This is a genomic window from Euzebyella marina, from assembly GCF_014855515.1.
Lineage (GTDB): Bacteria > Bacteroidota > Bacteroidia > Flavobacteriales > Flavobacteriaceae > Euzebyella > Euzebyella marina.
The window spans coordinates 338456-365435 of sequence record NZ_JACYFK010000003.1 but is presented as its reverse complement, the minus strand read 5'-3'; the positions used below and the strand labels follow the sequence as shown (position 1 = coordinate 365435).

At 43.1% G+C, this 26980-nt stretch carries 29 protein-coding genes; all 29 read left to right on the top strand.

What is annotated here, in order from left to right; all coding sequences use genetic code 11:
* Positions 1–48 precede the first annotated feature (48 nt).
* The gene (locus IL356_RS14620) at positions 49–456 is read left to right on the top strand and encodes a c-type cytochrome (RefSeq protein WP_121848277.1); all 408 of its coding nucleotides are present in this window, start codon (positions 49–51) and stop codon (positions 454–456) included.
* On the top strand, positions 453–1610 hold the full coding sequence (locus IL356_RS14615) for a porin family protein (protein ID WP_121848276.1): 1158 nt from the start codon (positions 453–455) through the stop codon (positions 1608–1610). Before IL356_RS14620 ends, IL356_RS14615 begins: the two co-directional genes overlap by 4 nt.
* Before the next feature lie 22 nt (positions 1611–1632).
* The gene (locus IL356_RS14610) at positions 1633–1953 is read left to right on the top strand and encodes a hypothetical protein (RefSeq protein ID WP_094997498.1); all 321 of its coding nucleotides are present in this window, start codon (positions 1633–1635) and stop codon (positions 1951–1953) included.
* A gap of 97 nt (positions 1954–2050) precedes the next feature.
* Positions 2051–2521, top strand: coding sequence for a hypothetical protein (locus IL356_RS14605; protein WP_121848275.1), 471 nt, complete (start codon positions 2051–2053; stop codon positions 2519–2521).
* Positions 2522–2555: 34 nt separating this feature from the next.
* On the top strand, positions 2556–2825 hold the full coding sequence (locus IL356_RS14600) for a hypothetical protein (protein ID WP_225621508.1): 270 nt from the start codon (positions 2556–2558) through the stop codon (positions 2823–2825).
* A 15-nt stretch (positions 2826–2840) separates the two neighbouring features.
* A complete protein-coding gene (locus tag IL356_RS14595; RefSeq protein ID WP_094997495.1) occupies positions 2841–3056 on the top strand; it encodes a heavy-metal-associated domain-containing protein in 216 nt (71 codons plus the stop codon).
* A 27-nt stretch (positions 3057–3083) separates the two neighbouring features.
* Positions 3084–3302 carry an SHOCT domain-containing protein gene (locus IL356_RS14590; protein WP_094997494.1) on the top strand — a complete coding sequence of 73 codons (219 nt, stop codon included), beginning with the start codon at positions 3084–3086 and terminating at the stop codon, positions 3300–3302.
* A 39-nt stretch (positions 3303–3341) separates the two neighbouring features.
* Positions 3342–3557 carry an SHOCT domain-containing protein gene (locus IL356_RS14585; RefSeq protein WP_094997493.1) on the top strand — a complete coding sequence of 72 codons (216 nt, stop codon included), beginning with the start codon at positions 3342–3344 and terminating at the stop codon, positions 3555–3557.
* 66 nt (positions 3558–3623) lie between these two features.
* Positions 3624–4070: a hypothetical protein gene (locus tag IL356_RS14580; RefSeq protein WP_094997492.1), complete on the top strand. Its 447-nt coding sequence runs from the start codon at positions 3624–3626 to the stop codon at positions 4068–4070.
* Positions 4071–4148: 78 nt separating this feature from the next.
* Entirely contained in the window at positions 4149–4424 is a 276-nt protein-coding gene (locus tag IL356_RS14575) for a DUF5676 family membrane protein (protein WP_121848274.1), read from the top strand.
* Positions 4425–4783: 359 nt separating this feature from the next.
* Entirely contained in the window at positions 4784–5392 is a 609-nt protein-coding gene (locus IL356_RS14570) for a lycopene cyclase domain-containing protein (RefSeq protein WP_225621507.1), read from the top strand.
* A 54-nt stretch (positions 5393–5446) separates the two neighbouring features.
* Positions 5447–5923 carry a universal stress protein gene (locus IL356_RS14565; RefSeq protein ID WP_121848272.1) on the top strand — a complete coding sequence of 159 codons (477 nt, stop codon included), beginning with the start codon at positions 5447–5449 and terminating at the stop codon, positions 5921–5923.
* Positions 5924–5930: 7 nt separating this feature from the next.
* Positions 5931–7346 carry an NAD(P)/FAD-dependent oxidoreductase gene (locus IL356_RS14560; RefSeq protein ID WP_121848271.1) on the top strand — a complete coding sequence of 472 codons (1416 nt, stop codon included), beginning with the start codon at positions 5931–5933 and terminating at the stop codon, positions 7344–7346.
* Positions 7339–8667 carry a Na+/H+ antiporter NhaA gene (gene nhaA / locus IL356_RS14555; RefSeq protein WP_121848270.1) on the top strand — a complete coding sequence of 443 codons (1329 nt, stop codon included), beginning with the start codon at positions 7339–7341 and terminating at the stop codon, positions 8665–8667. The genes IL356_RS14560 and nhaA overlap by 8 nt, the downstream gene beginning before the upstream one ends.
* Positions 8668–8677: 10 nt before the next feature.
* On the top strand, positions 8678–9694 hold the full coding sequence (locus IL356_RS14550; RefSeq protein ID WP_121848269.1) for a type II glyceraldehyde-3-phosphate dehydrogenase: 1017 nt from the start codon (positions 8678–8680) through the stop codon (positions 9692–9694).
* An 8-nt stretch (positions 9695–9702) separates the two neighbouring features.
* Complete coding sequence (locus IL356_RS14545; protein WP_121848268.1) at positions 9703–10764, top strand: class I fructose-bisphosphate aldolase; 1062 nt, start codon at positions 9703–9705, stop codon at positions 10762–10764.
* Between the two features lie 13 nt (positions 10765–10777).
* Positions 10778–12142, top strand: a complete 1365-nt coding sequence (locus IL356_RS14540; protein WP_094999230.1) for a dicarboxylate/amino acid:cation symporter — start codon at positions 10778–10780, stop codon at positions 12140–12142.
* 19 nt (positions 12143–12161) lie between these two features.
* Positions 12162–13859, top strand: a complete 1698-nt coding sequence (locus IL356_RS14535) for an alpha-amylase family glycosyl hydrolase (RefSeq protein ID WP_094997484.1) — start codon at positions 12162–12164, stop codon at positions 13857–13859.
* A gap of 17 nt (positions 13860–13876) precedes the next feature.
* On the top strand, positions 13877–16417 hold the full coding sequence (gene glgP, locus IL356_RS14530; RefSeq protein ID WP_094997483.1) for an alpha-glucan family phosphorylase: 2541 nt from the start codon (positions 13877–13879) through the stop codon (positions 16415–16417).
* A 26-nt stretch (positions 16418–16443) separates the two neighbouring features.
* Complete coding sequence (locus IL356_RS14525; protein ID WP_094997482.1) at positions 16444–16662, top strand: hypothetical protein; 219 nt, start codon at positions 16444–16446, stop codon at positions 16660–16662.
* Positions 16663–16735: 73 nt separating this feature from the next.
* Positions 16736–17962 (top strand): acetate/propionate family kinase, encoded by a 1227-nt coding sequence (locus IL356_RS14520; protein ID WP_121848267.1) that lies wholly within the window; start codon positions 16736–16738, stop codon positions 17960–17962.
* A 12-nt stretch (positions 17963–17974) separates the two neighbouring features.
* Positions 17975–20359: a phosphoketolase family protein gene (locus IL356_RS14515; RefSeq protein WP_094997480.1), complete on the top strand. Its 2385-nt coding sequence runs from the start codon at positions 17975–17977 to the stop codon at positions 20357–20359.
* A gap of 52 nt (positions 20360–20411) precedes the next feature.
* Entirely contained in the window at positions 20412–21407 is a 996-nt protein-coding gene (locus IL356_RS14510) for a 2-hydroxyacid dehydrogenase (protein ID WP_121848266.1), read from the top strand.
* Between the two features lie 57 nt (positions 21408–21464).
* Positions 21465–22295: a universal stress protein gene (locus tag IL356_RS14505; RefSeq protein WP_094997478.1), complete on the top strand. Its 831-nt coding sequence runs from the start codon at positions 21465–21467 to the stop codon at positions 22293–22295.
* Positions 22296–22315: 20 nt separating this feature from the next.
* The gene (locus tag IL356_RS14500) at positions 22316–22870 is read left to right on the top strand and encodes a potassium channel family protein (protein WP_121848265.1); all 555 of its coding nucleotides are present in this window, start codon (positions 22316–22318) and stop codon (positions 22868–22870) included.
* Complete coding sequence (locus IL356_RS14495) at positions 22863–23702, top strand: ATP cone domain-containing protein (protein ID WP_121848264.1); 840 nt, start codon at positions 22863–22865, stop codon at positions 23700–23702. The genes IL356_RS14500 and IL356_RS14495 overlap by 8 nt, the downstream gene beginning before the upstream one ends.
* Before the next feature lie 36 nt (positions 23703–23738).
* The gene (locus IL356_RS14490) at positions 23739–23993 is read left to right on the top strand and encodes a hypothetical protein (protein WP_121848263.1); all 255 of its coding nucleotides are present in this window, start codon (positions 23739–23741) and stop codon (positions 23991–23993) included.
* A gap of 13 nt (positions 23994–24006) precedes the next feature.
* Positions 24007–25398, top strand: coding sequence for an MBL fold metallo-hydrolase RNA specificity domain-containing protein (locus IL356_RS14485; RefSeq protein WP_121848262.1), 1392 nt, complete (start codon positions 24007–24009; stop codon positions 25396–25398).
* Between the two features lie 70 nt (positions 25399–25468).
* Positions 25469–26971, top strand: coding sequence for a thymidine phosphorylase family protein (locus tag IL356_RS14480; protein ID WP_121848261.1), 1503 nt, complete (start codon positions 25469–25471; stop codon positions 26969–26971).
* Positions 26972–26980: the final 9 nt, after the last annotated feature.

Sequence of the window (26980 nt, the reverse complement as noted above, 5' to 3'; positions counted from 1 at the left end):
TAAACATCCAACAAAAAATAGATTTACTAACAATTCAATACCAATAAAATGAAAAACAAAAGAGACATACGTATTTGGACCATAATAATGGTCACAGGTTTGTTAATTCTCGGGTTCAATGGCCATGCCCAAGAAAAATGGGTAGCCCCTGCAAGTGCCGATAAGATTGTCAACCCCTTAAAGGGGGACACAGATGCAGTGGCAAACGGGAAAAGGACGTACAGAATGCTCTGTGTGGTCTGCCATGGAGCCAAGGGCAAAGGTGATGGCGTTGGTGGCGCAGGATTAAAGCCGCTACCGACCAATTTGACCAGTGCCGAGTTCCAAGCCCAGACCGATGGCGCAATTTTCTGGAAACTAGAGGAAGGACGCTCACCCATGGCCTCCTATAAAACCGCTCTTCCCGAAAAGAAAAGATGGGAATTGATTAACTATATCAGAACCTTGAAACAATGAAAAAGCTAATATATTTTCTAATAGTAGTGGTCTTAGGTACAACTTCATACGCCCAGACCTATAACACGTTTGAACCGAGCAAGACCCAATTTATGCTGCGTGGTTACGGGCATACAGGATTTGAGTATATGGATTCTGGGGATGAAACAGAATCCACATTTTTGGGTGCGGCCTTTGCCCCAATATTTCTTTATAAACATTCAGATAGGCTGATGTTCGAGGCAGAACTAGAGTTTGTTCTTGAAGGGAACGAACTGGAAACCGGTTTGGAATATGCGGACGTTATGTATGTACTTAATAGAAACATGACCGTTAGGGCCGGAAAATTTCTTTTACCATTTGGCACTTTTATGGAACGCTTGCATCCTGCATGGATTAACAGATTGCCCAATACGCCTTTGGGCTATGGGCATGACGGGATTGCACCTTCCTCGGGTATAGGGGTAGAATTAAGAGGGGCATTTGATTTGGGAGGCCCTACTTTGAACTATTCGGTGTACTCCACAAACGGTCCACGTCTCAAGGACGGTAGTTTAGAACCTGAAGAAGCGGGGATGCTTCAATTCGAGAATTATGAGGACACCAATCTTGCCAAGGCTTATGGAGGTCGAATCGGGTTGCTGCCTTTTTCTGATTCTTCCTCAGAAATAGGGTTTTCAGCGTATTCCACTAGTGGAACGGGGGAAGAAGATTCAGAATATGAAGATATAGGTGCCTTTCTCTATGCCTTGGATTTTTCCTTTGTCAAACAAATATCAGGAATAGGCGGCGTAGTTGACGTAAAGGCGCAATACAATAATTCCAATGTGGATACGGCAACTTTTACAGAACTGGAGGATGGTATCGCAGAAGAATACTCTTTTGATAACCAAAGTAATTCCTTTTATGGGCAATTGAGCTATAGGCCGACAATGGCAAGCAACGACTTTGTCAAGAAATTGGAGTTTGTTGGAAGATATTCAGATTTCAATGCTCCCGAGGGTGCCGAATGGGAGGAAAAATCAGTTCAGTATGCCTTTGGCGTCAACTATTGGCTGAGCTGGCGTTCTGTAGTCAAGTTGAGTTACCAGACCACGGAAACAGAAGGAGGCCATGACGGTAATGGAATCACAAATACAGATGGATTATTTCTGCATTGGGCCATAGGATTTTAATCGAATCATAAAAAGCAAAAAAATGAAAACAACATATAAATTATCGATAGTCTTGGCCTTACTGGCCATCACGGGTTTGACGGTGGTTGCGTGCTCTTCAACCAAGAAAAAATATTCGGATGTGCCCACCGAAACGGTAGCGGATACAGCTGATGATTTCAAGATAGAGAAATCAGGTGCACAGCTTTGGGGAGAGACCTGTAATCGCTGTCATATTGCCCCATCTCCAGCAGATTACAACGATACCGATTGGGAAACCATTAGCCTCCATATGAGGGTAAGGGCCAATCTTACCGAAAATGAAAGTAAAAAAATTGAAGAGTTTCTTAAATCAGCAAATTAGGTTTAGAGGTAGATGCTCCCATAGTAATAGATGCTTAGCTATGGGAGCAAAATTCCAAAAAAAGATAACAATTAAATCATAATTAAAATATAACACTATGAAAACAATAACAATCATTATTTCGGTATTCGCAATGGTTATCCTATCCAGTTGCAGCCAGAAAACAGATTCTAATGCTATGCTCGAAAATTCACAAACGAGAACGGCACTCTTTGATGCAATTGCCAATAATCACAGCTATATGACCGAATTCATGGACAATATGAAAGGGAACGACCATGCAATGCAGATGATGCAGGGCAACCAACAGATGATGGGTAATATGATGAAAGGCCAGAGTATGCAAATGATGATGAAAGATAGTATGATAATGAATAACATGATGCAATCCATGATGAAAGATGGAATGATGATGGGCAATATGATGAAAATGATGCATGAAAAAGGCATGATGAGCGAAGATTGTATGGAGTCTTGCATGGATATGATGGCCGAGAAAGGAGTAGATAATATTGAACAGGCCAAATTGGAATTGAGCAAAAGCCAAAGTCATGGCGATCATCATTAAAGTATATAACATTTAAAACTAAAAAATAGAAATCATGAAAGGTCATTGGATATGGATGGTTATCGGTTGCGGACTTCCGTTACTATTAATTTTTTTCGCCCCAGCATTGGGCATTACGGGATATAACGGACTTTTTGGCTTTATCATCCTGATGTTCGTGTTTCATCTCTTTATGCCGCATGGCGCACATGGCCACGGTAGGCATAACCATTCGGAACAGAATTATAAGCAACACGAGTATGGTAAGGACAAATCGTTGGCATCTGAAACCAATGAGGAACATAAGGGCCATAGCCATCATTAAAAAAAGCAGAAACCAATGAAACACACATATCAAATAAACGGACTAAGCTGTGGCGGATGTATAGCAAGGGTAAAAAAAACCATGGAAGCGCACCCGGACATTGAGAAAACGGAAATCTTTTTAAGCCCAAAAGGAAAGACGATCATAAGTATGAAAGAGAAACTTTCGGTAGAAGATTTGCAAAAGCAACTCAACAAACTTGAGGGCTATACCATTACTGAGGTCATTTAAAATAATAGTAACCATAAAATTAAGAACATGTTTTACAGAGATGGATTTTTTTGGGGAATGCACCTTATCTGGTGGGCAATTTGGTTCGTGGCTTTAGGCTGGATTTTTTTTGCGCCGTCTGGCACATCTGATGCAGAAATCAATGAAGACGATCCGGTAACAACGCTCAAAATCCGGTTTGCCAAGGGCGAGATTTCCAAGGAGGAATATGAGCAATCAAGGAATCTTTTAAGATCGGACAAATAGTCCAACAACTAACAACTATTAATCTTTAAATCTAAAACTATGCATTTTTTTGACGGACACTGGGGCGGTATGCACTTCGTATGGTGGATCATATGGTTGATCCTCTTAATATGGATCTTCTTTGTGCCATACGACATCCCTTACCGAAAATCGAAGAAGGAAGACCCTCTCGCAATTCTCAAAAAAAGATTTGCCAATGGGGAAATTACAAAAGAGGAATTTGAAGAATCAAAAAGGATTCTAAAATCCGAATAGTGTCATTTCAACTTTAACATGACACTAGGAAGTATCAGCAACTAGTAACCCTTAAAATGAATCAAAATGAAAACAGAAATCAAAAAAGCAATAGGAATTGTATTGGCCGTTTTCACATTATCGGCCTGTGCACAAAAACAGGAAAGTGCTGTAAAGGATATGCTTAAAGACCCCTCAAAACAAGAGGAAGTCTTGACCTTGATGGTCGAAGACCACGATTTGGGCAAAAAGTATATTACCAAAATGATGGATAATGATCATGCCACGGGCATGATGGTAGACGAACTCGTAAAAGCAGCGGCAAACGATACCATTCTCGCCGGTAAACTGAGCGATATGATTACCGGATACCCTGACCTTATGCTATTGACCACCCATCATTTTATGCCGGTCATTGCCAATGACAGCCTTTTGAGCGACAACTTTTGTGACCACACTTTGGAGCATGAGGAATTGGAAAAAGCTATGCACAATAAGATGGAGTACAAAAAAAGTATGGAAAAGAACCATTAATTAAAATTTTGGTTTAGCACAAAGGGTCTTTACTCCACAAATGAATTTGGAACAACTATTAACATAAAAACAACAATCATGTATCGATTAAACGTAAAAAAACTTGGTTTTGCTTTCGGTCTCACAGGAGCTTTGATTTATCTGGGCTGTATAGTCGTCATGGCTACCGCAGGGCAAGAAGGGAGCATATTATTTTTCAATAGCCTATTGCACGGTCTGGACACGACCAATATTATAAGAATGGATGTCCCCCTACTGGAGGCTCTCTTTGGCATCGTACAAACCTTTATTCTAGGTTGGCTCATCGGAGCATGCATTGCAGGCTTTTATAACGCACAAATTAAGAGGAGATAATCTAAGCTTGTGGATAGAAGAGGCTTTATGATATGGCACTGTATTGACCGCTGGTATGTTGTTTTTTCCTGACAATCTGCTAGCGGAAAGTGCCAAAGAACTGGGTAAATAACAAGGGTCTCACGGAATCCTTATTTGGAAAAAGTGAGCACCGTGTCCAGTAGGCTTTCGTGTATTCCTTAAGTTAAATATTCAATAAACAGTTCGGCGACAGGGAAGACCTGTTGAATCTGGAACATAATTATATCAAATAGAAGATTCCCATGCAATACGTTTGGTTTATATGGTCGTTTATCCTCCTTGCCCTTTGGGGCCTGGTTTACCTCCTGAAAAAGGATTCTAGGAAGGAAATGCTCAAAATGAGTTGGATAACGATGCCCTTCGGGCTTACAGAACCATTGTTCGTTCCTGAATATTGGCATCCGCCGTCCCTTTTTGATTTGGCGATAAAGACAGGCTTCGATATTGAAAGTCTCATCTTTTCATTCGCCATTGGGGGTATTGGTACGGTATTGTATAATCTTATTTTCAAACGTGGCTACGTTGAATTCCCGCACACCGAAAGAAGTCATAGAAGACACTCCCTTCATGTATATATTCTCTTTGTTCCTGTTTTGGTTTTCGGGGCCTTGAGTCTTTTTACCGAATTGAACCATATTTATTGTGGGATTCTGGCCATGTTCATAGGCGGTTTGGCAACGCTTTATTGCAGGCCAGATTTAATAGAAAAGATTTGGATCGGAGGTCTATTGTTCACGGTGCTCTACTTTATTTATTTCGGTAGCATCCTTCCGTTCTATCCCGATTATGTGGAACTCTACTGGAATCTGGAGAACCTGACCCATATATTGGTTATTGGTATCCCCGTTGAGGAACTGTTGTTCGCTTTCACTTTCGGAATGTACTGGTCGGGGCTATACGAGCATTTGTATTGGAAAAAATTGATGAAACCCTTGGTCATAAGTTGATTTGGCAATATGTGAATTAAACATAATTAATCATGAACAAATAAATTTAAAAAGATGAAAATAGTATTAGCAATAGATGGTTCTGACTTTAGTAAAGTCGCCATAGATGAACTTGCAGCGCTGCCGTTGCCTGCGGGTACCGAAGTATGTATTATAAATGTGTTCGAAAATCCCATGTTGGCCGCTCCTGGTGCCCTTCCATTGGGCGGCACGCTTGGCAATTATTATGAAGAAACCGTTTCCAATGCGAAAAAATCGGCAGAAGATCTTGTTAATGAGGGCTCAAAATCATTAAGAAATAATAATAACGCATTGTCTATAACAACAGCGGTGGTCAATGGACTTCCCAAAAGTGCAATTCTAGAAAAGGCGGAAGCCTTTGATGCCGATTTAATTGTAGTCGGGTCTCAGGGTCATGGTGCATTTTCTAGATTTTTGCTTGGCTCGGTCTCCCAGTCTTTGGCAACACATGCCGACTGTTCCGTCATGATAGTCCGGAAACGCGACTCGAAAGAAAAAAATAAACAGTAAAAAGTTAATGAAACAGAATCAAATGTTAAACGGTATCGACGATCATACGTGCAAAGTGACGGAAACAATCTGCTTGCCAAATTCTAGGTTGCCACGGGTAGTTATAGTTGGAGGGGGCTTTGCGGGTCTAGCATTGGTGGAAGGGCTGAAAAACAAAGATGTTCAGGTTGTACTGATAGACCGCAACAACTTTCATCAATTCCAACCCTTATTTTATCAGGTAGCCACTAGCGGCCTCGAACCCGATAGTATTGTGTTCCCTTTTAGAAAACAAATTAAGGGGTATAAGAATGTGAGCTTCAGGCTGGCCGAGGTAAAGGAAATTCAAGCCTCTACCAATACTGTCATAACGGACAAAGGAAAACTTACCTACGACTATCTGGTCTTAGCAACGGGAACAAAGACCAACTTCTTTGGTATGGAAGAAGTGGAAAGAAATAGTTTGGGCATGAAGGATATCCGAGATTCCCTAAATATCCGCCACATGATGCTGCAAAACTTGGAGCAGGCCGCGATTACATGCGATGATGAGGAACGCGATGCCCTCACGAATTTTGTGATTGTGGGCGGCGGCCCCGCCGGAGTAGAAATGGCAGGTGCCTTGGCGGAGTTTTGCAAATACATCCTTCCAAAGGACTATCCCGAGTACCCTTCTTCCATAATGAACATCTATTTGGTGGAAGCTATGGACGAACTACTCATGGCGATGTCAGACAAAGCTTCCTCAAAAACCCTGACCTATTTGGAAAATCTAAACGTAAAAGTGTTATTGAAAGAATCCGTTAGCAATTATGACGGTACGGTAGTGCAAACCAAAAGTGGGAAGACGATTTTAGCAAAGAACTTGATTTGGACGGCAGGTGTAAAAGGGGACTTCCCAAAGGGTATCGATGAAAGGCATGTAGTGAAGGGAAATCGCTTAAAAACCGATACTTATTTGAAAGTAGACGGTCAAGAAAACATTTATGCCATCGGGGATATTGCCGCCCTGATTTCCGAAGAGACCCCAAAAGGCCACCCACAGGTAGCACGGGCGGCCATCCAACAGGGAAAATACCTTGCCTGCACATTGATGGGGATCATCAATGATAAACCAATAGGGTTATTTAGCTATAAGGACAAGGGTTCTTTGGCTACCGTTGGTAAGCGCAAGGCTGTTGCAGATTTAGGTAAACTAAAGTTTGCCGGCTATTTTGCTTGGTTGCTGTGGTCGGTCGTACACCTGTTATCCATTAGTGGGTTTCGAAACAAGTTATTGGTCGGCTTCAATTGGGCCGTAAGCTATTTTTCCTATGAAAAGAGCAATAGGGTAATTATTAGGAATTTCAAACTTAATACTACTGGGAAAACTCAAACAAAGGATAATTCCGAAAATCATTTGGAAAAGGATGTAAACACAAAAAAATCCAGTATTGATGTCTAAACACCATACAAATAACAGCATTATTAAATTCTTCGGCAGCACGGCCAAAGAACTCAATAACAGTGGTGTTGTTCTCTTTATCACGGTCGTCGTCGCAATGGTCTGGGCCAATTCGCCGTGGAAGGAATATTATATCGACTTAATGCAAACTGATATTGCCTTTACCGTTGGCAGTCTTCAGCTATCGGAGCCACTGCTGTTATGGATCAACGATGGTTTGATGGCCCTCTTCTTTCTACAAGTAGGTCTGGAGCTGAAACGTGAAATAATCGGTGGTAAACTTTCATCCCCAAAGAATGCGGTGCTACCTATTGGTGCAGCTATAGGTGGCATGGTACTTCCTGCCCTTGTTTATTTTATGTTCAATAGCTCGGGCGAAGCTTCTAATGGTTGGGGCATTCCCATGGCCACGGATATTGCCTTTTCTCTAGGGGTTCTGGCCCTTGTCGGCAAAAGACTGCCAGCCTCTTTAAGGGTTTTTCTTATTACGTTGGCGATAGTGGATGATTTGGGAGGCGTCTTGGTCATTGCCCTATTTTATACTTCCGGTATATCCGAGATGGATCTACTACATGGGCTATTGTTCTTCGGAGCTTTGATTATAGGCAATTATGCGGGAGTGAGAAGCACTTGGTTCTATGCCATCATTGGTATCGGCGGTGTTTGGCTGGCCTTCTTTTTTTCAGGGGTACATCCAACCATTGCGGGGATTCTGACGGCATTTGCCATTCCAGGTAGGGTAAAAATTAAGGAGAATACCTTTTTAGAGCGTTTAGACCACCTGCATAAAAGGTTTCAGGAAACCAAGTCGATAAAGGGAACACTTATCTCAAAAACGCAATTAGAGATATTGGAGGATATCAAGACTACAAGTTCCGAGGCTGAAACTCCACTTCAAAAATTGGAAAGGACTTTAAACCCAATAGTGGGCTTTGTAATTCTTCCCTTGTTCGCTTTGGCAAATGCTGGAATACATCTTCATGGAGATTTGTTGAAAGTACTATCCAGCCCCGTTAGCTTGGGGATTGGACTAGGTTTGATTTTTGGAAAAGTCATGGGTATTGCCACTTTTTCAAGACTATTGGTCGCATTAAAACTCGCCAAGCTTCCGGAAAACGTGAATTGGAACATGATTTATGGCGTGGCTTTTCTTGGAGGAATAGGCTTTACAATGTCATTGTTTATAAATGAATTGGCTTTCACGGACGAGTCCCTAATATTTACGTCCAAAGTAAGCATCCTATTCGCTTCTATGATAGCAGGGGTAATAGGCGCGGTACTATTATACAGAAACAGTAAAAAATTAATAACAGTTAAATAATAATAAGGATATGAAAAATATTGCAGTAATAGGATACGGAGTCATCGGAAAAAGAGTGGCCGATGCCATCAATGTACAAGATGATATGAACCTTGTCGGGGTTTGCGATGTCATAAGTGATTGGCGCATACAGACCGCCATTAAAAAAGGGTATTCAGTGTTCGCGGCTACAGGACAAGCAATGGGGCAAATGAAGATGTCTGAAATTCCTGTAGCTGGATCCATGCAAAATCTTCTGGGTCAAGTAGATTTGGTAGTAGACTGCACCCCAAAGAACATAGCGGCAAAGAACGTAGAGGTCTATAAAAAACAGGGTATAAAATTCATTCTTCAAGGGGGTGAAAAGCACGAGACAACAGGGCATTCCTTTAGTGCGGAAAACAATTACAAATCCGCTGTAAATCTTGATGCTACAAGGGTGGTTTCCTGTAATACCACATCAATCTTGAGAACATTGACCGCTTTAAAAAGGGCAGATTTATTGGATTATGCACGGGGAACATTATTAAGAAGGGCCACCGACCCATGGGAAAGCCATTTAGGAGGTATAATGAACACCATGGTGCCCGAAAAGGAAATTCCAAGCCATCAAGGGCCCGACGCGCAAAGTGTCGATCCCGATTTGGATGTCATTACTTCAGCGGTCAAAGTTCCCCAAACCCTTAGCCACATGCATTATTGGAACGTGAAGCTAAAGAAAGAAGCATCTAAAGAAGAAGTGCTCAACGCCTTTAAAACCTCTACACGCATTAAGCTAATCCATTATGATCAAGGATTGGTTTCCAACAATACGATCAAGGAAATGTTTATGGATATGGGAAGACCTTGGGGCGATATGTATGAGGTAGCCCTTTGGGAAGATATGCTAAAGGTTGTGGGCGATGAACTTTTTTATGCCTACGTGGTCGATAACCAGGCGATCGTAATCCCCGAGACCATCGATGCCATTCGGGCACTTACCGGAATCGATTCCGATGGTAACAAATCCATCGCAAAGACCAATAAAAGTCTAGGTATTAATCAATAGCAACAACAATGAAAACATACGAAAATATAGTGGAACAATTAGGGGACAAAGCGTCCTTCTATTTGGACCACGTAAGCGAAAAAATTACCAAGGATGAACTACAACTGCCCGATGCTGATTTTGTCTCTAAAGTTTTTGCCAATAGTAATCGAAATCCACAAACGCTTCGGAGTCTTGCCCAATTGTACGGGCATGGCAATCTGAAGGATACTGGATATTTAAACATACTTCCCGTAGATCAAGGGGTCGAGCATAGTGCCGCTTTTTCGTTTTATAAGAATCCCGATTATTTTGATCCTGAGAATATTATAAAATTGGCCATTGGAGCTGGTTGTAATGGGGTAGCCTCAACTTTTGGGGCATTAGGTCTCTATGCCCGTAAATATGCCCATAAAATCCCCTTTATTGTCAAGTTAAACCACAATGAGTTATTGTCCTATCCCAATACATATGACCAAAACGTGTTCGGAAAGGTCAAGGAAGCTTGGGATATGGGCGCAGTTGCTATTGGGGCGACCATATATTTTGGATCTAAGGAAAGTAATCGACAGTTAAATGAGATTGCGGAAACCTTTGCCGAGGCCCATAGCCTCGGTATGGCCACGATATTGTGGTGCTACACCCGTAACGACTCCTTCAAAACGGATAAGGAAGACTATCACACCGCTGCGGATTTAACAGGTCAGGCGAACCACCTAGGGGTAACCATACAGGCTGACATCATCAAACAAAAGTTACCCACCACAAATTATGGCTTTAAGAATCTGCAATTCGGAAAATATGACGATGCCATGTACGAGGGCTTAACAACAGAGCACCCCATTGACCTATGCCGGTTACAGGTCGCCAATTGCTATATGGGTAAAATTGCATTGATCAATTCCGGCGGGGGCTCCAAAGGAGCATCCGACTTGACCGAAGCCATTACAACCGCAATCGTAAACAAGCGCGCTGGGGGTTCTGGTCTTATTTTGGGAAGAAAAGCTTTTCAAAGACCTTTTAAGGAAGGGGTGGAATTGATACATGCGGTCCAGGGCGTTTACCTTGAGAAAAGAATCACAGTGGCATAATACAGATATAAGCATGCTCGATACGGAAATAAAATCATTAAAATCCCTAAACCACTACCTGCGTAAACTGGTAGAAAATAGGCTTTGGCTCAAGGTTATCATTGCCTTGTTCCTAGGTGTCGGGGCCGGCCTGTTGTTAAGCCCCCAAAACGGTTGGATCACCAAAAGTACGGCCGATGTTTTAGGGAATTGGCTGGCCTTGCCGGGAATGCTCTTCCTGAAACTGGTGCAGATGATCATGATTCCCTTGATCGTGGCTTCCATCATTACGGGTATCGCTAGTAACGATAAGGATAACTTGAAAAGGTTGGGTGGTGGCGTACTCTTATATTTCATATCGACAACAATTATATCGGTAACCATAGGCACCGTACTTGCACTGATCTTTTCCCCCGGAAAATATCTGCACCAACAGGCGGAAGTCGATCATACAAATGCATTGGCCGACGCTGCCAAAAGTTCGGAACTATCCTTTGGAATAAACGATATTCCGAATGCCATAACCAATTTACTGCCCGAAAACCCATTGGCCTCCATGGTAAGTGGCGAAATGTTGAGCATCGTCATTTTTACCATTATCATAGGGGTCGCCGTATTGTCGCTGACCGACGACCTGCTTAAACCTGTAAAATTGCTCTTAGGGGCCATACAGGAAATCTGTATGACGGTGGTCAAATGGGCCATGTTATTGGTTCCGGTCGCCGTATTCGGTCTAATGGCACAGCTTACGTCGAGCGTTGGCCTGAACTCCTTAACGGGTCTGGGATTTTATGTGCTCGTGGTACTGATGGGATTGCTCATATTGCTCGGCATTTACATCATGCTGGTCAGCATACTTGGCCAGAGCAACCCTTTTAAATTTTTGCGAAAGATCACGGATGTACAGCTTTTGGCGTTCTCAACAACAAGCTCTGCCGCGGTAATGCCCTTATCGCTGAAAACAGCGGAGGAAGAACTCAAAGTGGATGGGGCCATCAGTAATTTCATAATCCCCATCGGGACTACCGTGAATATGGACGGGACGGCCCTCTATCAGACCATAACGACCTTGTTCATAGCACAGGCCTATGGCCTTGAAATGGGCCTTCTCAATGTCATCGTTGTCGTAGTTACCATAGTCGCCGCTTCCATCGGCACCCCGGCCATACCGGGTGGTGGCGTGGTGATTTTGGCCTCTGTACTATCCAGTGCAGGAATTCCTGCCGAAGGAATCATCATCATCATCGGGGTCGAGCGCTTGCTCGGGATGTTCCGCTCTGCGATCAACGTTACCGGAGACCTAACGGCCTGCATGGTATTCGATAGGTTTTATGGAAATAAGCCAGGGGGAACCAAAGTGAGCGATGTAAAAAGGACTACCGAATATTCAACTGTTTAATTATTAAAAGAAACGGATAATGATAAAATCAATTAGCAAAATAGATCTTTCCCCGAAACCGGGCAAGGCATACTGGGTAAACTGTCACAGGGAATGGCGGGAGGAGATCATTTATTTTATGATGGTCGACCGGTTTCATGATAGCAATAAACGGCATTCGATGAATTTCGATATCCGGCATGCCGGTTTCGGGAACGAAGAACAGCTGCAAAAGCCTTTTGGGGGCACCATCAAAGGCATCACAGACAATATCGATTACATCAAAAATTTGGGCTGTACGGCTATCTGGTTAAGTCCCGTGTTTGAAAATAACCCAGGATCCTACCATGGCTATGCCATCCAGAACTATATGGACGTGGACAAACGCTGGGGCACCAAGGAAGAACTGGAACAATTGGTGGACAAGGCACACGGGCTTGATATAAGGGTCTTTTTGGATATCGTTCTGCACCATTCAGGCGATAATTGGTCCTATCCTTTTGATTATGATTATTTCTATGCTGGTGGCCAACGGTTTCCACTAGGAGGTTGGCGCCAGAAGGACAGGCCGCTTCCAGTCGAACTGGCAGACCCCGAAATGTATAACCGAAAAGGGCAGATCAGGAATTTCGATGCGTATCCCGAGACCCAGGAAGGCGACTTCTTTACCTTAAAAACATTTAGGAACGATGGTTCTCCCGCCAGCGAAAGTTTACTGGATATATTGGTCAAGATACACTGTTATTGGATACGCGAGACGGATGTGGACGGTTTTCGTTTGGATGCCGTCAAACACATGAAAGGAAACGACATTAGCCGTTTTTGTTCCAACATAAGGGAATATGCCTACACCTTGGGCAAAAGAAACTTTTTCCTGTTTGGCGAAATTATCGGTAATGATGAGATGGGCAATCCCTATATAGGCCCCAAAATGCTGCCGAAGGACCGGAATGTATATTACGGGCTAGATTCCATTTTAGATCATCCGTTGCATAGTGTTTTGGCAGAAGTGATAAAGGGTAATTCATCCCCGAACCGATTGATACAACGGTATTCGGATTTGCAAAAGAATGCCCTAAGCCGAGGCGAATATGGGGAATTCCTGGTAACCTATATCGATGATCACGATCAGGTGGGGATGGACTTTAAGCACCGCTTTGGCCATAATGCCGCTCCCGAGCAAATTGTTGCGGGCGTGGGCTTTCTTATTTGTGCCCTTGGCGCTCCATGTATTTATTACGGTACTGAACAAGGATTTGAGGGCAACGGAATGGATGACCGATATATTAGGGAAGGAATGTTCGATCCTGATGATAAGGAGACGAACGTATTGAACCAAGATTCATGGATATTCAAGAGAATTTCGGTCTTGGCACATCTTAGACAAAAGGAAGCCATTCTAAAGTTCGGTCGAATGTATTTCAGGGAAACTTCAAAAAACGGACTTGATTTTCAGTTTCCCGATTGTGAGGAATGTCTTTTGGCATTTTCAAGAATCCTGCATCAGGGCGAAATTCTCGTAGTCTATAATTCTTCCCCAAAGGATACCAAAGAAGAATATATAGCGGTCGATACCAATATCAATGAAGAGGGTATACTTATGGAATGCCTCTATGGTAACAAGAAAAATATCAAGATAGAAAAAAATACAGATAAAGAAGCTGACCGCCTTTTCATCAAGGTAAAGCTAAAACCCATGGAGTTTTTGATGTTCAAGAACAATTCATTCAAATTTTAATTAACGGCATTATGGTTATGAAAGAACAAAAGATCGATACAAGTAAATTCTACGGATTGATGCATACTGACATCGAGGGAATCGATGCCCTTATAGAACTGGCCCTGAACATCCGTTGGTCATGGAACCATGCCTCGGATAAATTATGGGAACATCTAGATCCGGAACTATGGGAATTCACACGCAACCCATGGGTCATTCTACAGACGGTTTCACGGGATCGGTTAGAGGAGCATTTGACAGACCCAGTTTTTCAGGAAAAACTCAATGATTTATTAGAGGCAAACGAACAGGCGATTTCCGCTCCCTCTTGGTTTCAGCAAAACCATCCAAAGACCGCGCTTACCACTATCGCCTATTTCAGTATGGAATATATGCTTAATGAGGCCCTACCTATTTATGCCGGTGGCCTGGGCAACGTGGCAGGCGATCAACTAAAAGCGGCCAGTGATCTGGGCGTGCCTGTTGTCGCTGTGGGATTGCTTTATGCCAAAGGCTATTTCCGACAGGAAATAGGCAAATATGGAACGCAAAATGCCTTGTTTCCCTATAATGACCCAGGACAATTGCCCGTTACACCCTTACGCTTACCGAACGGGGAATGGCTTCGTATAAAGGTATCGTTGCCCGGTCATCCGATTTGGCTCCGTGCATGGCAGGTACAGGTAGGAAGGGCGAGACTCTATCTTTTGGATAGCAACGACGCCGCCAACTTGCCGATTCATCGTGGAATTACCGATGAGCTGTATGGTGGAGGGCCCGAACTGCGCATAAAACAGGAAATCATATTGGGTATAGGAGGATACAGATTACTAAAAGCCTTGGATATAAAACCCGAAGTCTGCCATATGAACGAAGGCCATGCGGCCTTTCTGGTTCTGGAACGTGCCAATGATTTTATGAAGGCAAACGGAACTTCTTTTGAGGAGGCACTTGCCGTAACCCGTACGGGCAACCTATTTACGACACACACGGCGGTTGCAGCTGGTTTTGATCATTTCAGTCCCTCGTCAATGGAATACCATTTAGGCGCTTATGCCAAAAAACAACTGGGCTTGGATTTTAATGATTTAATGGCCCTAGGGCGGGCCGACATCAATAACCGATCAGAAAGTTTTAACATGGCCTATCTGGCCATTCGTGGCAGCGGGGCGGTAAATGGTGTTAGCCGTTTGCACGGTGAAGTAAGCAGAAATCTTTTTAACAATCTTTTCCCGCGCTGGCCAGTAGAGGAAGTTCCGGTAGGCCATGTAACTAATGGGGTGCACATGCCATGTTGGGATTCCAAATATGCAGATGAAATCTGGACGGAATCCTGCGGAAAGGATCGCTGGAGGGGCGAACTCGCTGACCATACAGCGCATATTTCGAAACTATCCGACGAAAAATTATGGGAATTTAGGACTCGCTCCAGAAATCGCCTTGTCGATTTTATAAGGGCAAGGTTTGAGAGGCAGGCAATAGTCTTGGGCCTACCGTCGGAAGTGGTCGGGATCGCAAACCAAGTTTTTGACCCGGACACCCTGACCTTGGGCTTTGCCCGCCGATTTGTGCCTTACAAAAGACCGGACCTCTTATTACACGATCCCGAACGTTTGGTCCGAATTCTTAATAATTCGGAACATCCGGTACAATTGGTCTTGGCCGGTAAAGCTCCGCCATTTGATGAAGCTGGAAAAGGATTGATACGAAAATGGGTACAGTTTATCCAACAGCATAATTTGTATAAGCATGTCCTTTTTCTAAGTGATTATGACATGATGTTAGCGGAAAATTTGGTCCAAGGTGTTGATGTGTGGCTAAATACCCCGAGACGGCCCTGGGAAGCTAGCGGAACCAGTGGTATGAAAGTACTTGTAAATGGCGGCCTCAATTTATCGGTACTGGACGGTTGGTGGGCCGAGGCCTATACTCCCGAAGTGGGCTGGGCCTTGGGCGATGGCCAAGAACATGGCGACGATCCGGCATGGGACGCTCACGAGGCAGCAACACTATATGAGATACTGGAGCAGCAGGTCGTCCCCGAATTCTACGCACATAACAAAAAAGGAGTATCGGAAATTTGGGTGGAACGCATGAGAAAAAGTATGGCGACCCTAACGCCCCGTTTTTCCACCAACCGAACGGTTCGCGAATATATGGAGGACTTTTATCTGCCAGCGGCAATCAACTATAAAAAATGCGCAGCTAGAAAAGGAGCTAAAGGGAAAAAAATTGTTAGCGTAGGAAATGAGCTCAAAAACAAATGGAATGCCATACAATTTGGGAGCGTCGAAATTGAAAGTGCACGTCAAAAGCATCACTTTAAAGTACCGATATGGTTGCCAGAAATAAACCTTAAACATATTCAGGTAGAACTATTCGCGGAAGGAATCAACGGTGGAGCGCCCGAAAAAATCAAGATGAAATTTGATTGGATGGGGGAAGATGGGGCACATAACTTTTATGCACAGGTAAATACTTCCCGACCTATCAATCACTATACCGTTCGTATTGTACCCAGTTACGAAGGCATTTCCGTGCCGTTGGAAAACAACTTGATACAATGGCAGCATTAAAAATGGAATTTTAAATAAAAAGAAAAATGGAAACATTAGAATATCATGAAACTATATTAAATAAAGTCAGCTTCGACAAGAAGTTGTTAAAGATGGAACTGAAAAAGGCGGTTCGCAATACCACTTGTTCCCAACAGCCAGCGCTTCTTGAATGGTGCGGAGAACACCTTGGCGAGGAATACAAAAAAATGGCTGCCGGTTTTATGGAAAACAAGAGCTGTGCTTTTGAAGAGCAAGATTCATGATTGGTATGAATAGTCATTTTGGTCACAAAACCGAGTTATCAATATTCTAATTATTAAATACCTAGAACAAAAAATGCTTCCGGAAAATACAAATCTTCTAACCATCAATGGCGGTTCATCCAGCATCAAGTTCGCTATGTATAAAATGGTCATGAACCCAGAGCCCTTATTTTCCGGGAGTATCGACCGCATTGGATTGGATGGTACCACATTCAATTTTACCTACCCTGACAATGATGAAAAGATAAGTTATAAGATATATTGCCCGGGCTTTTATGAAGCTGCCATATTTCTAGTCCTTTGGCTCAAAAAACAACCTGGTTTTGATAGGGTCACATGTATTGGACATCGCATTGTCCATGGTTTGAACCACACACACGCAGAAGTAATAAACGCGTCTTTACTAAAGGAATTAAAAAATATCCGTGATTATGATCTAGATCATCTTCCTGCAGAGATCGAAATCATCGAACTATTCAAAAGTAGATGCCCCGACCTGTTACAGATAGCATGTTTCGATACTTCCTTTCACACAACGATGCCCCGTATTGCTAAAATACTGCCCATACCAAGGCGATTTGACAAAGCAGGTATTCAGCGGTATGGTTTTCATGGCTTGTCCTATACTTATCTCATGGAAGAACTCAAAACAAAAATGGGAGTTGAGTCTGATGGGAGGGTCATTCTGGCCCATCTTGGGAATGGAGCCAGTATGGCAGCCGTTAAGGATGGAAAAAGCATTGATACCACCATGGGCTTTACCCCCACAGGTGGTTGCGTCATGGGCACACGGAGTGGCGATTTAGACCCCGGCGTGGCTTGGTATATGATGAACAGCGAAGGAATGAACACCAAACAGTTCAATCATTTGATCAATCATGAATCAGGTCTTCTGGGAATTTCCGAAACAAGTGCCGATATGCAAGATCTGTTACAAAAAGAAAGCTCGGACGAAAGGGCGGCAGAGGCAGTAGCCCTTTTCTGTTATCATATACAAAAGTGGATCGGTTCGTTTATGGCCGTGTTGAGAGGCCTTGATATATTGGTTTTTTCCGGGGGTATCGGCGAGAATGCACCTATAATCCGTTCAAGAATTTGTGAAGGCTTGGGCTTTGCCGGAATTGAATTGGATGAGGACAAAAACAATCAAAATGAGTTTCAGATCTCCATGATAAATGGCAAAGTAAAAGTATTGGTAATGCCTACAAATGAAGAGTTGATCATTGCAAGAAACACAACGGATTTGTATAACAAGTCCAAAGACAAAGAAAGACAGCTATACAAAGAAAGACAGCTATAAAATAAGTAAGACATGGAAAATCAAAATAGTAAAAAAGGAAAAATGGAAATAGCTCCGGAACTTCTGGATAAAATGGATGCGTACTGGCGGGCGACCAATTACCTATCCGTAGGTCAGATATATCTACGGGATAATCCCCTGATGCGGCAACCGTTGAAAGCGGAACATATCAAACCCATGTTATTGGGGCATTGGGGTACTACACCGGGCCAAAACTTTATTTATGTACATCTAAATCGAATCATTAAAAAATACGATCTGAACATGCTTTATGTGTCCGGCCCCGGACACGGAGGGCCGGCACTTGTAGGGAGCACCTATCTTGAGGGAACCTATAGTGAGATCTATCCGGCCATAAGCCAAGACGAAGAGGGATTGAGAAAACTGTTTACCCAATTTTCCTTCCCTGGCGGTATTCCCAGCCACGTCTCCCCCGAATGCCCCGGATCCATTCACGAAGGAGGCGAGCTAGGCTATTCGCTTAGCCATGCTTTCGGGGCGGCCTTCGATAATCCGGATCTGATAGTGTCCTGCGTGGTGGGCGACGGGGAAGCGGAGACAGGTCCGTTGGCGACCGCATGGCACTCCAACAAATTTCTGAACCCGGTTATGGACGGAACGGTACTTCCTATTCTGCACCTTAATGGGTATAAAATCGCTAACCCCACGATTCTTGCCCGAATTGGACATACAGAGCTGGAACAACTTTTTTTAGGCTATGGATGGAAGCCCTATTTCATCGAAGGCGATGATCCTATGACAATGCATCGGAAAATGGCGGAATTGTTGGACCAAGTGATCGAGGAAATCAAAACGATCAAGGAAAACGCCGCCCAAGGATCTGCTACCGAACGTCCGCAGTGGCCCATGATTATTTTGAAATCCCCCAAAGGGTGGACAGGCCCCAAATTTGTGGATGGCTTGCCCGTAGAAAACCATTTTCGATCGCATCAGGTTCCGTTGCCCGATGCCGCCAGTAATCCAGAGCACTTAAAGCAATTGGAAGATTGGTTCAAAAGCTATAGGCCCGAAGAGTTTTTTGATGAACAAGGCCTTCTTTTAAGGGAATTGGCCGATCTGGCCCCTGAGGGCGAAAGGCGAATGGGTGCCAACCCACATGCCAATGGAGGTCTTTTGTTAAAAGACCTCCATATGCCCGACTTTAGGAAGTATGGTTTGGACGTATCGCTACGTGGAAAGATGGGAAACGGGGATACCCGCGTTCTGGGAGAGTTTGCGAGGGATATTATCAAGCTGAACCGGTCGCAACGGAATTTCAGGATCTTTGGACCGGACGAAACACTTTCAAACCGTTTGAACTCGGTTTTCGAGGCTACTAGTAGGCAATGGGAAGCGGAGACCATGGATACCGATGAATTACTTGAAAAAGACGGCCGTGTAGTGGAGATGTTAAGCGAGCACCAGTGCGAAGGCTGGCTTGAAGGTTATCTCTTGACTGGAAGACATGGGCTGTTCAATTGCTACGAAGCATTTATACATATCATCGATTCCATGTTCAACCAACACGCCAAGTGGCTAAAGGTAACAGCGGAACTGCCCTGGCGCAGAAAAATTGCTTCCCTCAACATTCTTTTGGCCTCGCACGTTTGGCGGCAAGACCACAACGGGTTTACCCATCAGGATCCCGGGTTCCTTGATGTCGTCATGAATAAAAAAGCCGAAATAATTCGGGTATATCTTCCGCCCGATGCCAATTGTCTTTTATCGGTAATGGACCATTGTTTTCGCAGTAAGCATTATGTAAATGTGGTTGTTGCCGGAAAGCACCCCGCACCGCAATGGCTTCCCATGGAAGAAGCGGTCATACATTGTGCCAAGGGAATCGGTATCTGGACCTGGGCGAGCAATGACAACGGTACGGAACCCGATGTGGTCATGGCCTGTGCGGGAGACGTACCTACCTTGGAGACCTTGGCAGCGGTATCCATATTACGTGAAAAATTGCCAGACCTGAAAATACGCGTGGTAAACGTGGTAGATTTGATGAAGCTACAAACCGATACGGCGCATCCGCATGGATTAACCGATGCTGATTTTGATATGTTGTTCACAAAGACCAAACCGGTCATATTCGCGTTTCACGGCTATCCCTGGCTGGTGCACCGTCTTACCTACAACCGTACCAATCATGTTAATTTTCATGTTAGGGGCTACAAGGAAGAAGGCACCATAACGACCGCTTTTGATATGACGGTATTGAACGATATGGATCGTTTTCACTTAGTGCAGGACGTATTGGACCGATTGCCAAACTTGGGCGATGAAGTGGCTTATCTAAAACAGGAAATGCAGGACAAGCTGATCGAGCACAAGTATTATATCCGTAAAAACGGGTTGGATATGCCCGAGATCAGAAATTGGAAATGGAAAAACTAATTGGCTTTATAGACCACTTAGCATCAAGTGCAATAAAAATTAACTACACAGAATGAAGACAACTGTATTTAGCACCCATAAATTCGAAGAATCGTATTTGACATCCGCCAATGACGGCAAACATGAATTGAGGCTATTAGAGGAACGACTGTCCGAGCATACCGTTCCCTTGGCAAAAGGCTCGGAGGCCATAAGCTTATTTACAGGCGATGATGCATCCGCCAACATACTAAAAAAACTAGGTGCGTTCGAAGTCAAATACATAGCTCTTCGTTCGGCAGGCTACAACCATGTGGATATGGAAAAGGCGAATGAAATGAACATCAAGGTGGCTCGTGTTCCTGCATATTCTCCTTACGCAATAGCAGAACACACGGTCGCACTAATATTGGCTTTGAACAGAAAATTGATAAGGGCTCATAGTAGGGTACGTGAACAGAATTTCTCGTTGAACGGACTCACAGGGTTTGACCTGAATGGAAAGATCGTCGGTGTAATGGGCACAGGGAAAATTGGGGCCGTACTCATTAAAATACTTCACGGCTTTGGCTGCAAAATTTTGGCCTATGATGTCAACAAGGATGAAGACCTAGTAGAGAAATTTGGTGCCCGCTATACCGACTGCAAAACGTTATGCAGCGAAGCGGACATTATAAGCCTTCACGTTCCCCTCACATCAGAAACAAGGCATATCATAAATGCCGAGCAAATTGGGGTCATGAAAAAAGGTGTTATGCTCATCAATACGAGCAGGGGCGGCCTGGTAGATACCAAAGCGGTCATTGAAGGTTTAAAAACAGAAAAAGTCGGATATTTTGGGATGGATGTTTATGAAGAAGAGGAAGGATTGTTTTTTGAAGATCATTCCGATGAGATACTTCAGGATGACGTAATTGCGCGTTTGATGACCTTCAAGAATGTTCTAATAACGAGCCATCAGGCATTCTTGACCGATACCGCATTGACGAACATTGCGGACACTACCGTATATAATCTGGATTGTTTTGAAAAACAAATCGAATCGGGAAACGAAGTCTCCAATGAATAAAGGACAGGCTCCAATTGTAAGCTTTGAAATACATATAAACCTAAAAACAATAGCACTATGAAAAATATATTAGTACCCACTGATTTCTCCGAAAATTGTAACAAAGCCGCCGATTTGGGCGTTGAAATGGCCAAATTATATAATGCGGAAATTCATTTCTTTCACTTGATACATACTCCCGTAGACTGGGTCAAACTCGACAAGCTAAAGGAAAAAAGATATCCTAAGACCTTGAAGGAAATCGGATCGGCCAAATCTGCATTGCGGGAATTGGAAAAAAAAGCGGAGAAGGAAAACCTAAAGTGTCGCACCTTCTTGGAGTACCAGATTGAGACCACCAATATTTTAAAACATTCCGGTCATTTCCACCATGATTTTATTATCACGGGGAGTAGCGGCACCAAAGGCACAGCGCGGGAACTGTTTGGCAGCAATGTGGAAAAAATTGTACGGAAATCAGATGTCCCCGTAATCGTGGTTAAAGAGGACGAAGTTTCCTTTCCTTTTAAAAACATTGTATTTGTTTCTGATTTTATGGAGGATGTGAGTGGTGCTTTCGAACATGTAATCTCAATCGCAAAAAAATGTAATGCACATATTCGTTTGTTGCGCATCAACACCCAAACGGATACCAATAGCATCGCGGCAGGATTAAATCCGATTAAGAGATTCTTGGAAAAGTTTCCCGATTTGAAAAATTATTCCATGTACGTCAATAACGAACCCTCTGTGGAAACGGGTATAAACACGTTCCTAAGACACGAACCTGCGGATCTGATTGCTTTGTCCACCCATGGTAGTACAGGCTTTTTGAGCCTGTTTTCCAAGAGCATCGCCGAGGGTGTGGCCAATCATTCGGCACTTCCGGTAATGACGATCAAAATTTAAAAAAAAGCATAGATAGTACGATGTCGAATAACTTAAATCAAATACGAGAAAAGCCCTTTTACAAGTTATTGTTGGGAAGAACGGTATTGCCCCTCGTTACCATTTTGGGTATCGGCATCTTGTATGTTGTTTTAATGTCAATGGTCGATCATAAATCTTTGCCATTCCACATTATAATTGCAACGGCGGCCTTGGGTAAGACCATCGTGATTACGATGACTACCTTGAAGCGATTGTCTAAATTGATAAAAATCTGTCATTCATTGGAGCGATTGCTTTGGGTTTTTGGGCTGATAATCGTCATAAGCATATTCTCCTTTGCAACCGATTATGCCTGCCTTTTTCAATTCAGCCATACCACATTTGAAGGAGTTCCCGATTATTCAAATTCGTACTTGTATAATTTGTACCACTTTTTCTACTTCAGTGTGATTACTTTTTCAACGGTAGGCTACGGCGATATTGTTCCAACTTCCGATGAAGCCCGGTTCGTTGTCATGCTCGAAATATTCTTAAGTTTTTTCCTAATCGTATTTGCTTTGGCCAATATTAAAAAAATACACATCAATGGATAAGATACATATCATAAAGGCAAGCGGGGAGAAAGCTCCTTTTGAAATAGAAAAAGTGAGACATTCATTAGAACGAGCCGGTGCCAATAAATTGTTGGTCGAAGAGATAGTTCGAGATATTGAAAAAGCAGTTTACGAGGGAATGACCACCAAAAAGATATATCAAATGGCCTTTAAAATATTAAAGAGAAAATCTAGGGTAAGCGCTTCAAAATACAAACTCAAAAAAGCACTTATGGAATTGGGACCTACAGGCTATCCATTTGAAAAATTTGTTGGGGCCCTATTGAGTCAAGAAGGTTTTGATACAAAAGTCGGGGTAATCGTTCAAGGCAATTGTGTTCAGCACGAAGTAGATGTGATTGCCCAAAAAGACAATAAACACTATATGATCGAATGTAAATTCCATAGTGACCAGGGCCGATTTTGCAATGTGAAAATTCCGCTCTATATCCAATCCAGATTTTTGGATGTGGAAAAACAATGGGAAAAACAGCAAGGCCATAAAACCAAGTTTCATCAAGGGGGTGTTTATACCAATACCCGCTTTACCACAGATGCCATACAATATGGTACCTGTGTTGGGCTGATACTTGCAAGTTGGGATTATCCGAAAGGGAACGGTCTGAAAGAACGCATAGACAGATCCGGCCTACATCCCTTAACCTCTTTAACAACATTGACAAAGGCCGAGAAATCCAAATTATTGGATAAAGGCATTGTGCTCTGCAAGGATATTAACGAAAACCCATCACTATTGGAGCAAATAGGTATCGCTAAGCAACGACAAAAAAAAATTCTCGAAGATTCGGAAGAATTATGCACAGCGCATTAAACCAACAAACATTAATTAATCCTAAAAAGAAAACATTTGAAAACGGAAGAACTGAAAAAACAGGAGAGTATTGACCTAGAGCCATTTTACCAAGCATTGGAGGATGATTCCAAATTACTTGAAGAAGCTTTTGAAATACTATTGGAGATGGTAAGCACCGATCCGAAATCTGCCAAGAATATGGCAGCTCTCATTAAAAAGGATTTTCATGGTCTCTATAAAGAAATAGCGGAGTTATGCCAATCGAACCAAGATAAGGGGAACACGCCTTCCTGTTGTGGGGGACACTAGACGGGTACTATAAATGAAAAACAACAAAATAAACATTCACTTTTTAGGAGCTGCTGGAACCGTTACCGGTTCAAAATATCTCTTGGATACCGGCGAACGCAAAATCTTGATTGATTGTGGTCTTTTTCAAGGGTTAAAGGAACTACGCTTAAAAAACTGGGAGTATCCTCCCGTTGAAGTCTCGGAAATTGACGCGGTCTTGCTCACGCATGGGCATATGGACCATACAGGCTATCTGCCCAGATTGGTCAAACATGGTTTTAATGGCCCCATCTATGGAACGTACCCCACATTGGACATTGCCAAAATCATATTGAACGATAGTGCCAAGATTCAAGAACAGGAAGCCGAACGTGCCAATAAGGAAGGTTATTCCAAACACAGCCCCGCCGAACCACTTTATGACTTAAAGGATGTTGAAAAAACCGTTCCTTTTTTCAAGGGAGTACCGCCCGGCCAATGGCTGCCCTTAATGAAAAACATAAAGGCTAGATTTCAGTACAACGGCCATATCCTAGGTGCTACCTACATTGAATTGGATGTTCTCGGAAAACGTTTTGTTTTTTCAGGGGATATTGGCAGAACCAACGATTTATTGCTATATCCACCGCTGAAACCAAAAAAGGCGGATGTTCTTTTTATAGAATCGACCTATGGCGGCAGGTTTCATCCCGAAGAGGCGAGGGCACTTCCCGAAATTGAAAAATTGGTAAACAAAACCATCGAAAGGGGCGGAAGCCTTTTCATACCAAGTTTTTCCGTAGAGCGTGCCCAATTGATGATGCTGATATTTTGGAGGTTGTTAAAACAAAATAGAATCCCCAAAGTGCAAATGATTATGGACAGTCCGATGGGTGCAAATGTATTGGAACTGTTCCATCGTACTAGGGACTGGCATAGGTTGGAAGATGCTGAGTGTGACGAAATGTGTTCCTATTTTACTGTGGTTAGCAGTTATCGTGAAACTATGGAATTGAGAAGCGACGATAAACCTAAAATCATCATCGCCGGAAGTGGAATGCTAACAGGAGGTAGAATGCTCAATTATCTCGAAACACAAGCACAAAACCCCAATAACACCTTGCTTTTTGTGGGCTATCAAGCGGAAGGTACTCGGGGAAGAAAATTGTTGGAAGGCGACAGGGAATTAAAAGTGTACGGAAAAACAGTATCCTTTCAAATGGAGGTGGCAGAAATAGAAGGTCTTTCGGCGCATGCAGACCATGCCGAACTATTGGATTGGCTAAGCAAGGTCGAACAAAAACCGGAACGGATATTTATTGTTCACGGAGAGAAGGAAAGTGCGGAGGCATTGCAAAAAGGCATTAAGGAAACCTATGATTGGGGTTCTGAAATTCCTGAATTATATAGCATAGAATCCGTAGGAACTAATCAAAACAACTAATGGACTTGATTATAGGAATACTATTGTGGGCATCACCAGAACTATTAAAAATAAAATAACGAAAAGAGTTATGGAAGAAATATCGAGTACTTTAAAATATAAACACTTGGGCATTTATACACAGAATGAGCATGTGGTCTATATGCGGGAAGATTGCCATGTCTGTGTTTCCGAAGGTTTTGAAGCATTGACCAGAATCCGTGTATCCAATTTCAGTACGTCCATCGTTGCCAGTCTTAATGTAATAACATCGGATGTACTGCTAGCCGGAGAGATAGGGTTATCCGAAGCGGCGGCGAAAAAATTAAAAGTGTCCGGAAATGAAACACTAAGGGTGTCCCATTTAGAACCTATAGATTCCTTAAGCCACGTACGGGCAAAAATCTACAATCAGAAACTGGATTATACGGCCTTCGATGAAATCATTACCGACATCGTTGAAGGAGATTACTCGAACATTCATCTTTCGGCCTTTATTACGGCTTGTGCCGGAAATAGATTGGATGTCAATGAAATCTCGGAACTCACAAAAGCCATGATCGCTTCTGGAAAACAATTGGACTGGAACAAGGAGATTGTGGTCGATAAACACTGTATCGGAGGTTTACCGGGTAATAGAACCACTCCCATTGTTGTGTCCATTGTTGCAGCACATGGGCTTACCATGCCCAAAACCTCCTCCCGGGCCATTACATCTCCGGCGGGAACAGCCGATACCATGGAGGTATTGACCAATGTTACCCTCTCTTTGGAAGAAATCAAAGCTGTTGTTGAAAAAGAAGGCGGATGTTTTGTTTGGGGGGGTACCGCACAATTAAGTCCGGCAGATGATATGCTCATCAAAATTGAAAAAGCCTTGGATATTGATAGCGAAGGGCAGTTGATTGCATCCGTGCTTTCTAAAAAAGCGGCCGCAGGTTCTACCCATGTGGTCATTGATATTCCCGTCGGTGAAACGGCCAAGGTTCGTACCAATGACGCTGCCATGAAGCTTAAGGAACATCTCGAAGTCGTGGGCAAAGCTGTTGGCCTTAATACAAGAGTAGTTATTACAGATGGTACACAGCCTGTCGGCAGAGGTATTGGCCCCGCGCTTGAAGCAATGGACCTCCTTAGTGTACTCAAGAATGAAGTTGATGCACCGAAAGACCTAAGAGAAAGGGCAGTTCTATTGGCGGGCGAGCTGTTAGAGCTTTCTGGCGAAATCGAATTAGGAAAAGGGAAGCAAACCGCCAGAGGGCTATTGGAATCAGGTAAGGCATTCAACAAATTTCTCGCTATCTGTAAAGCCCAAGGTAATTTTAAACAACCCCTTCTAAAACCTTATAAATTCGAAATAAAAGCCAAAAAAACAGGTGTTTTACGACGTATCGACAATAGAAAGATTGCAAAACTCGCCAAACTTTCCGGTGCGCCCCAATCCAAATCTGCCGGTATTTTATTGAACGTTCATTTAAACGATGAAATAGAAAAAGGCCAGTTACTCTATACGCTCTTTGCAGAATCGCAAGGGGAGTTGAACTATGCCTTGGAATATTATGAGAGCCATGACGATATTATAACAATAGAATAAAAAAAAGGA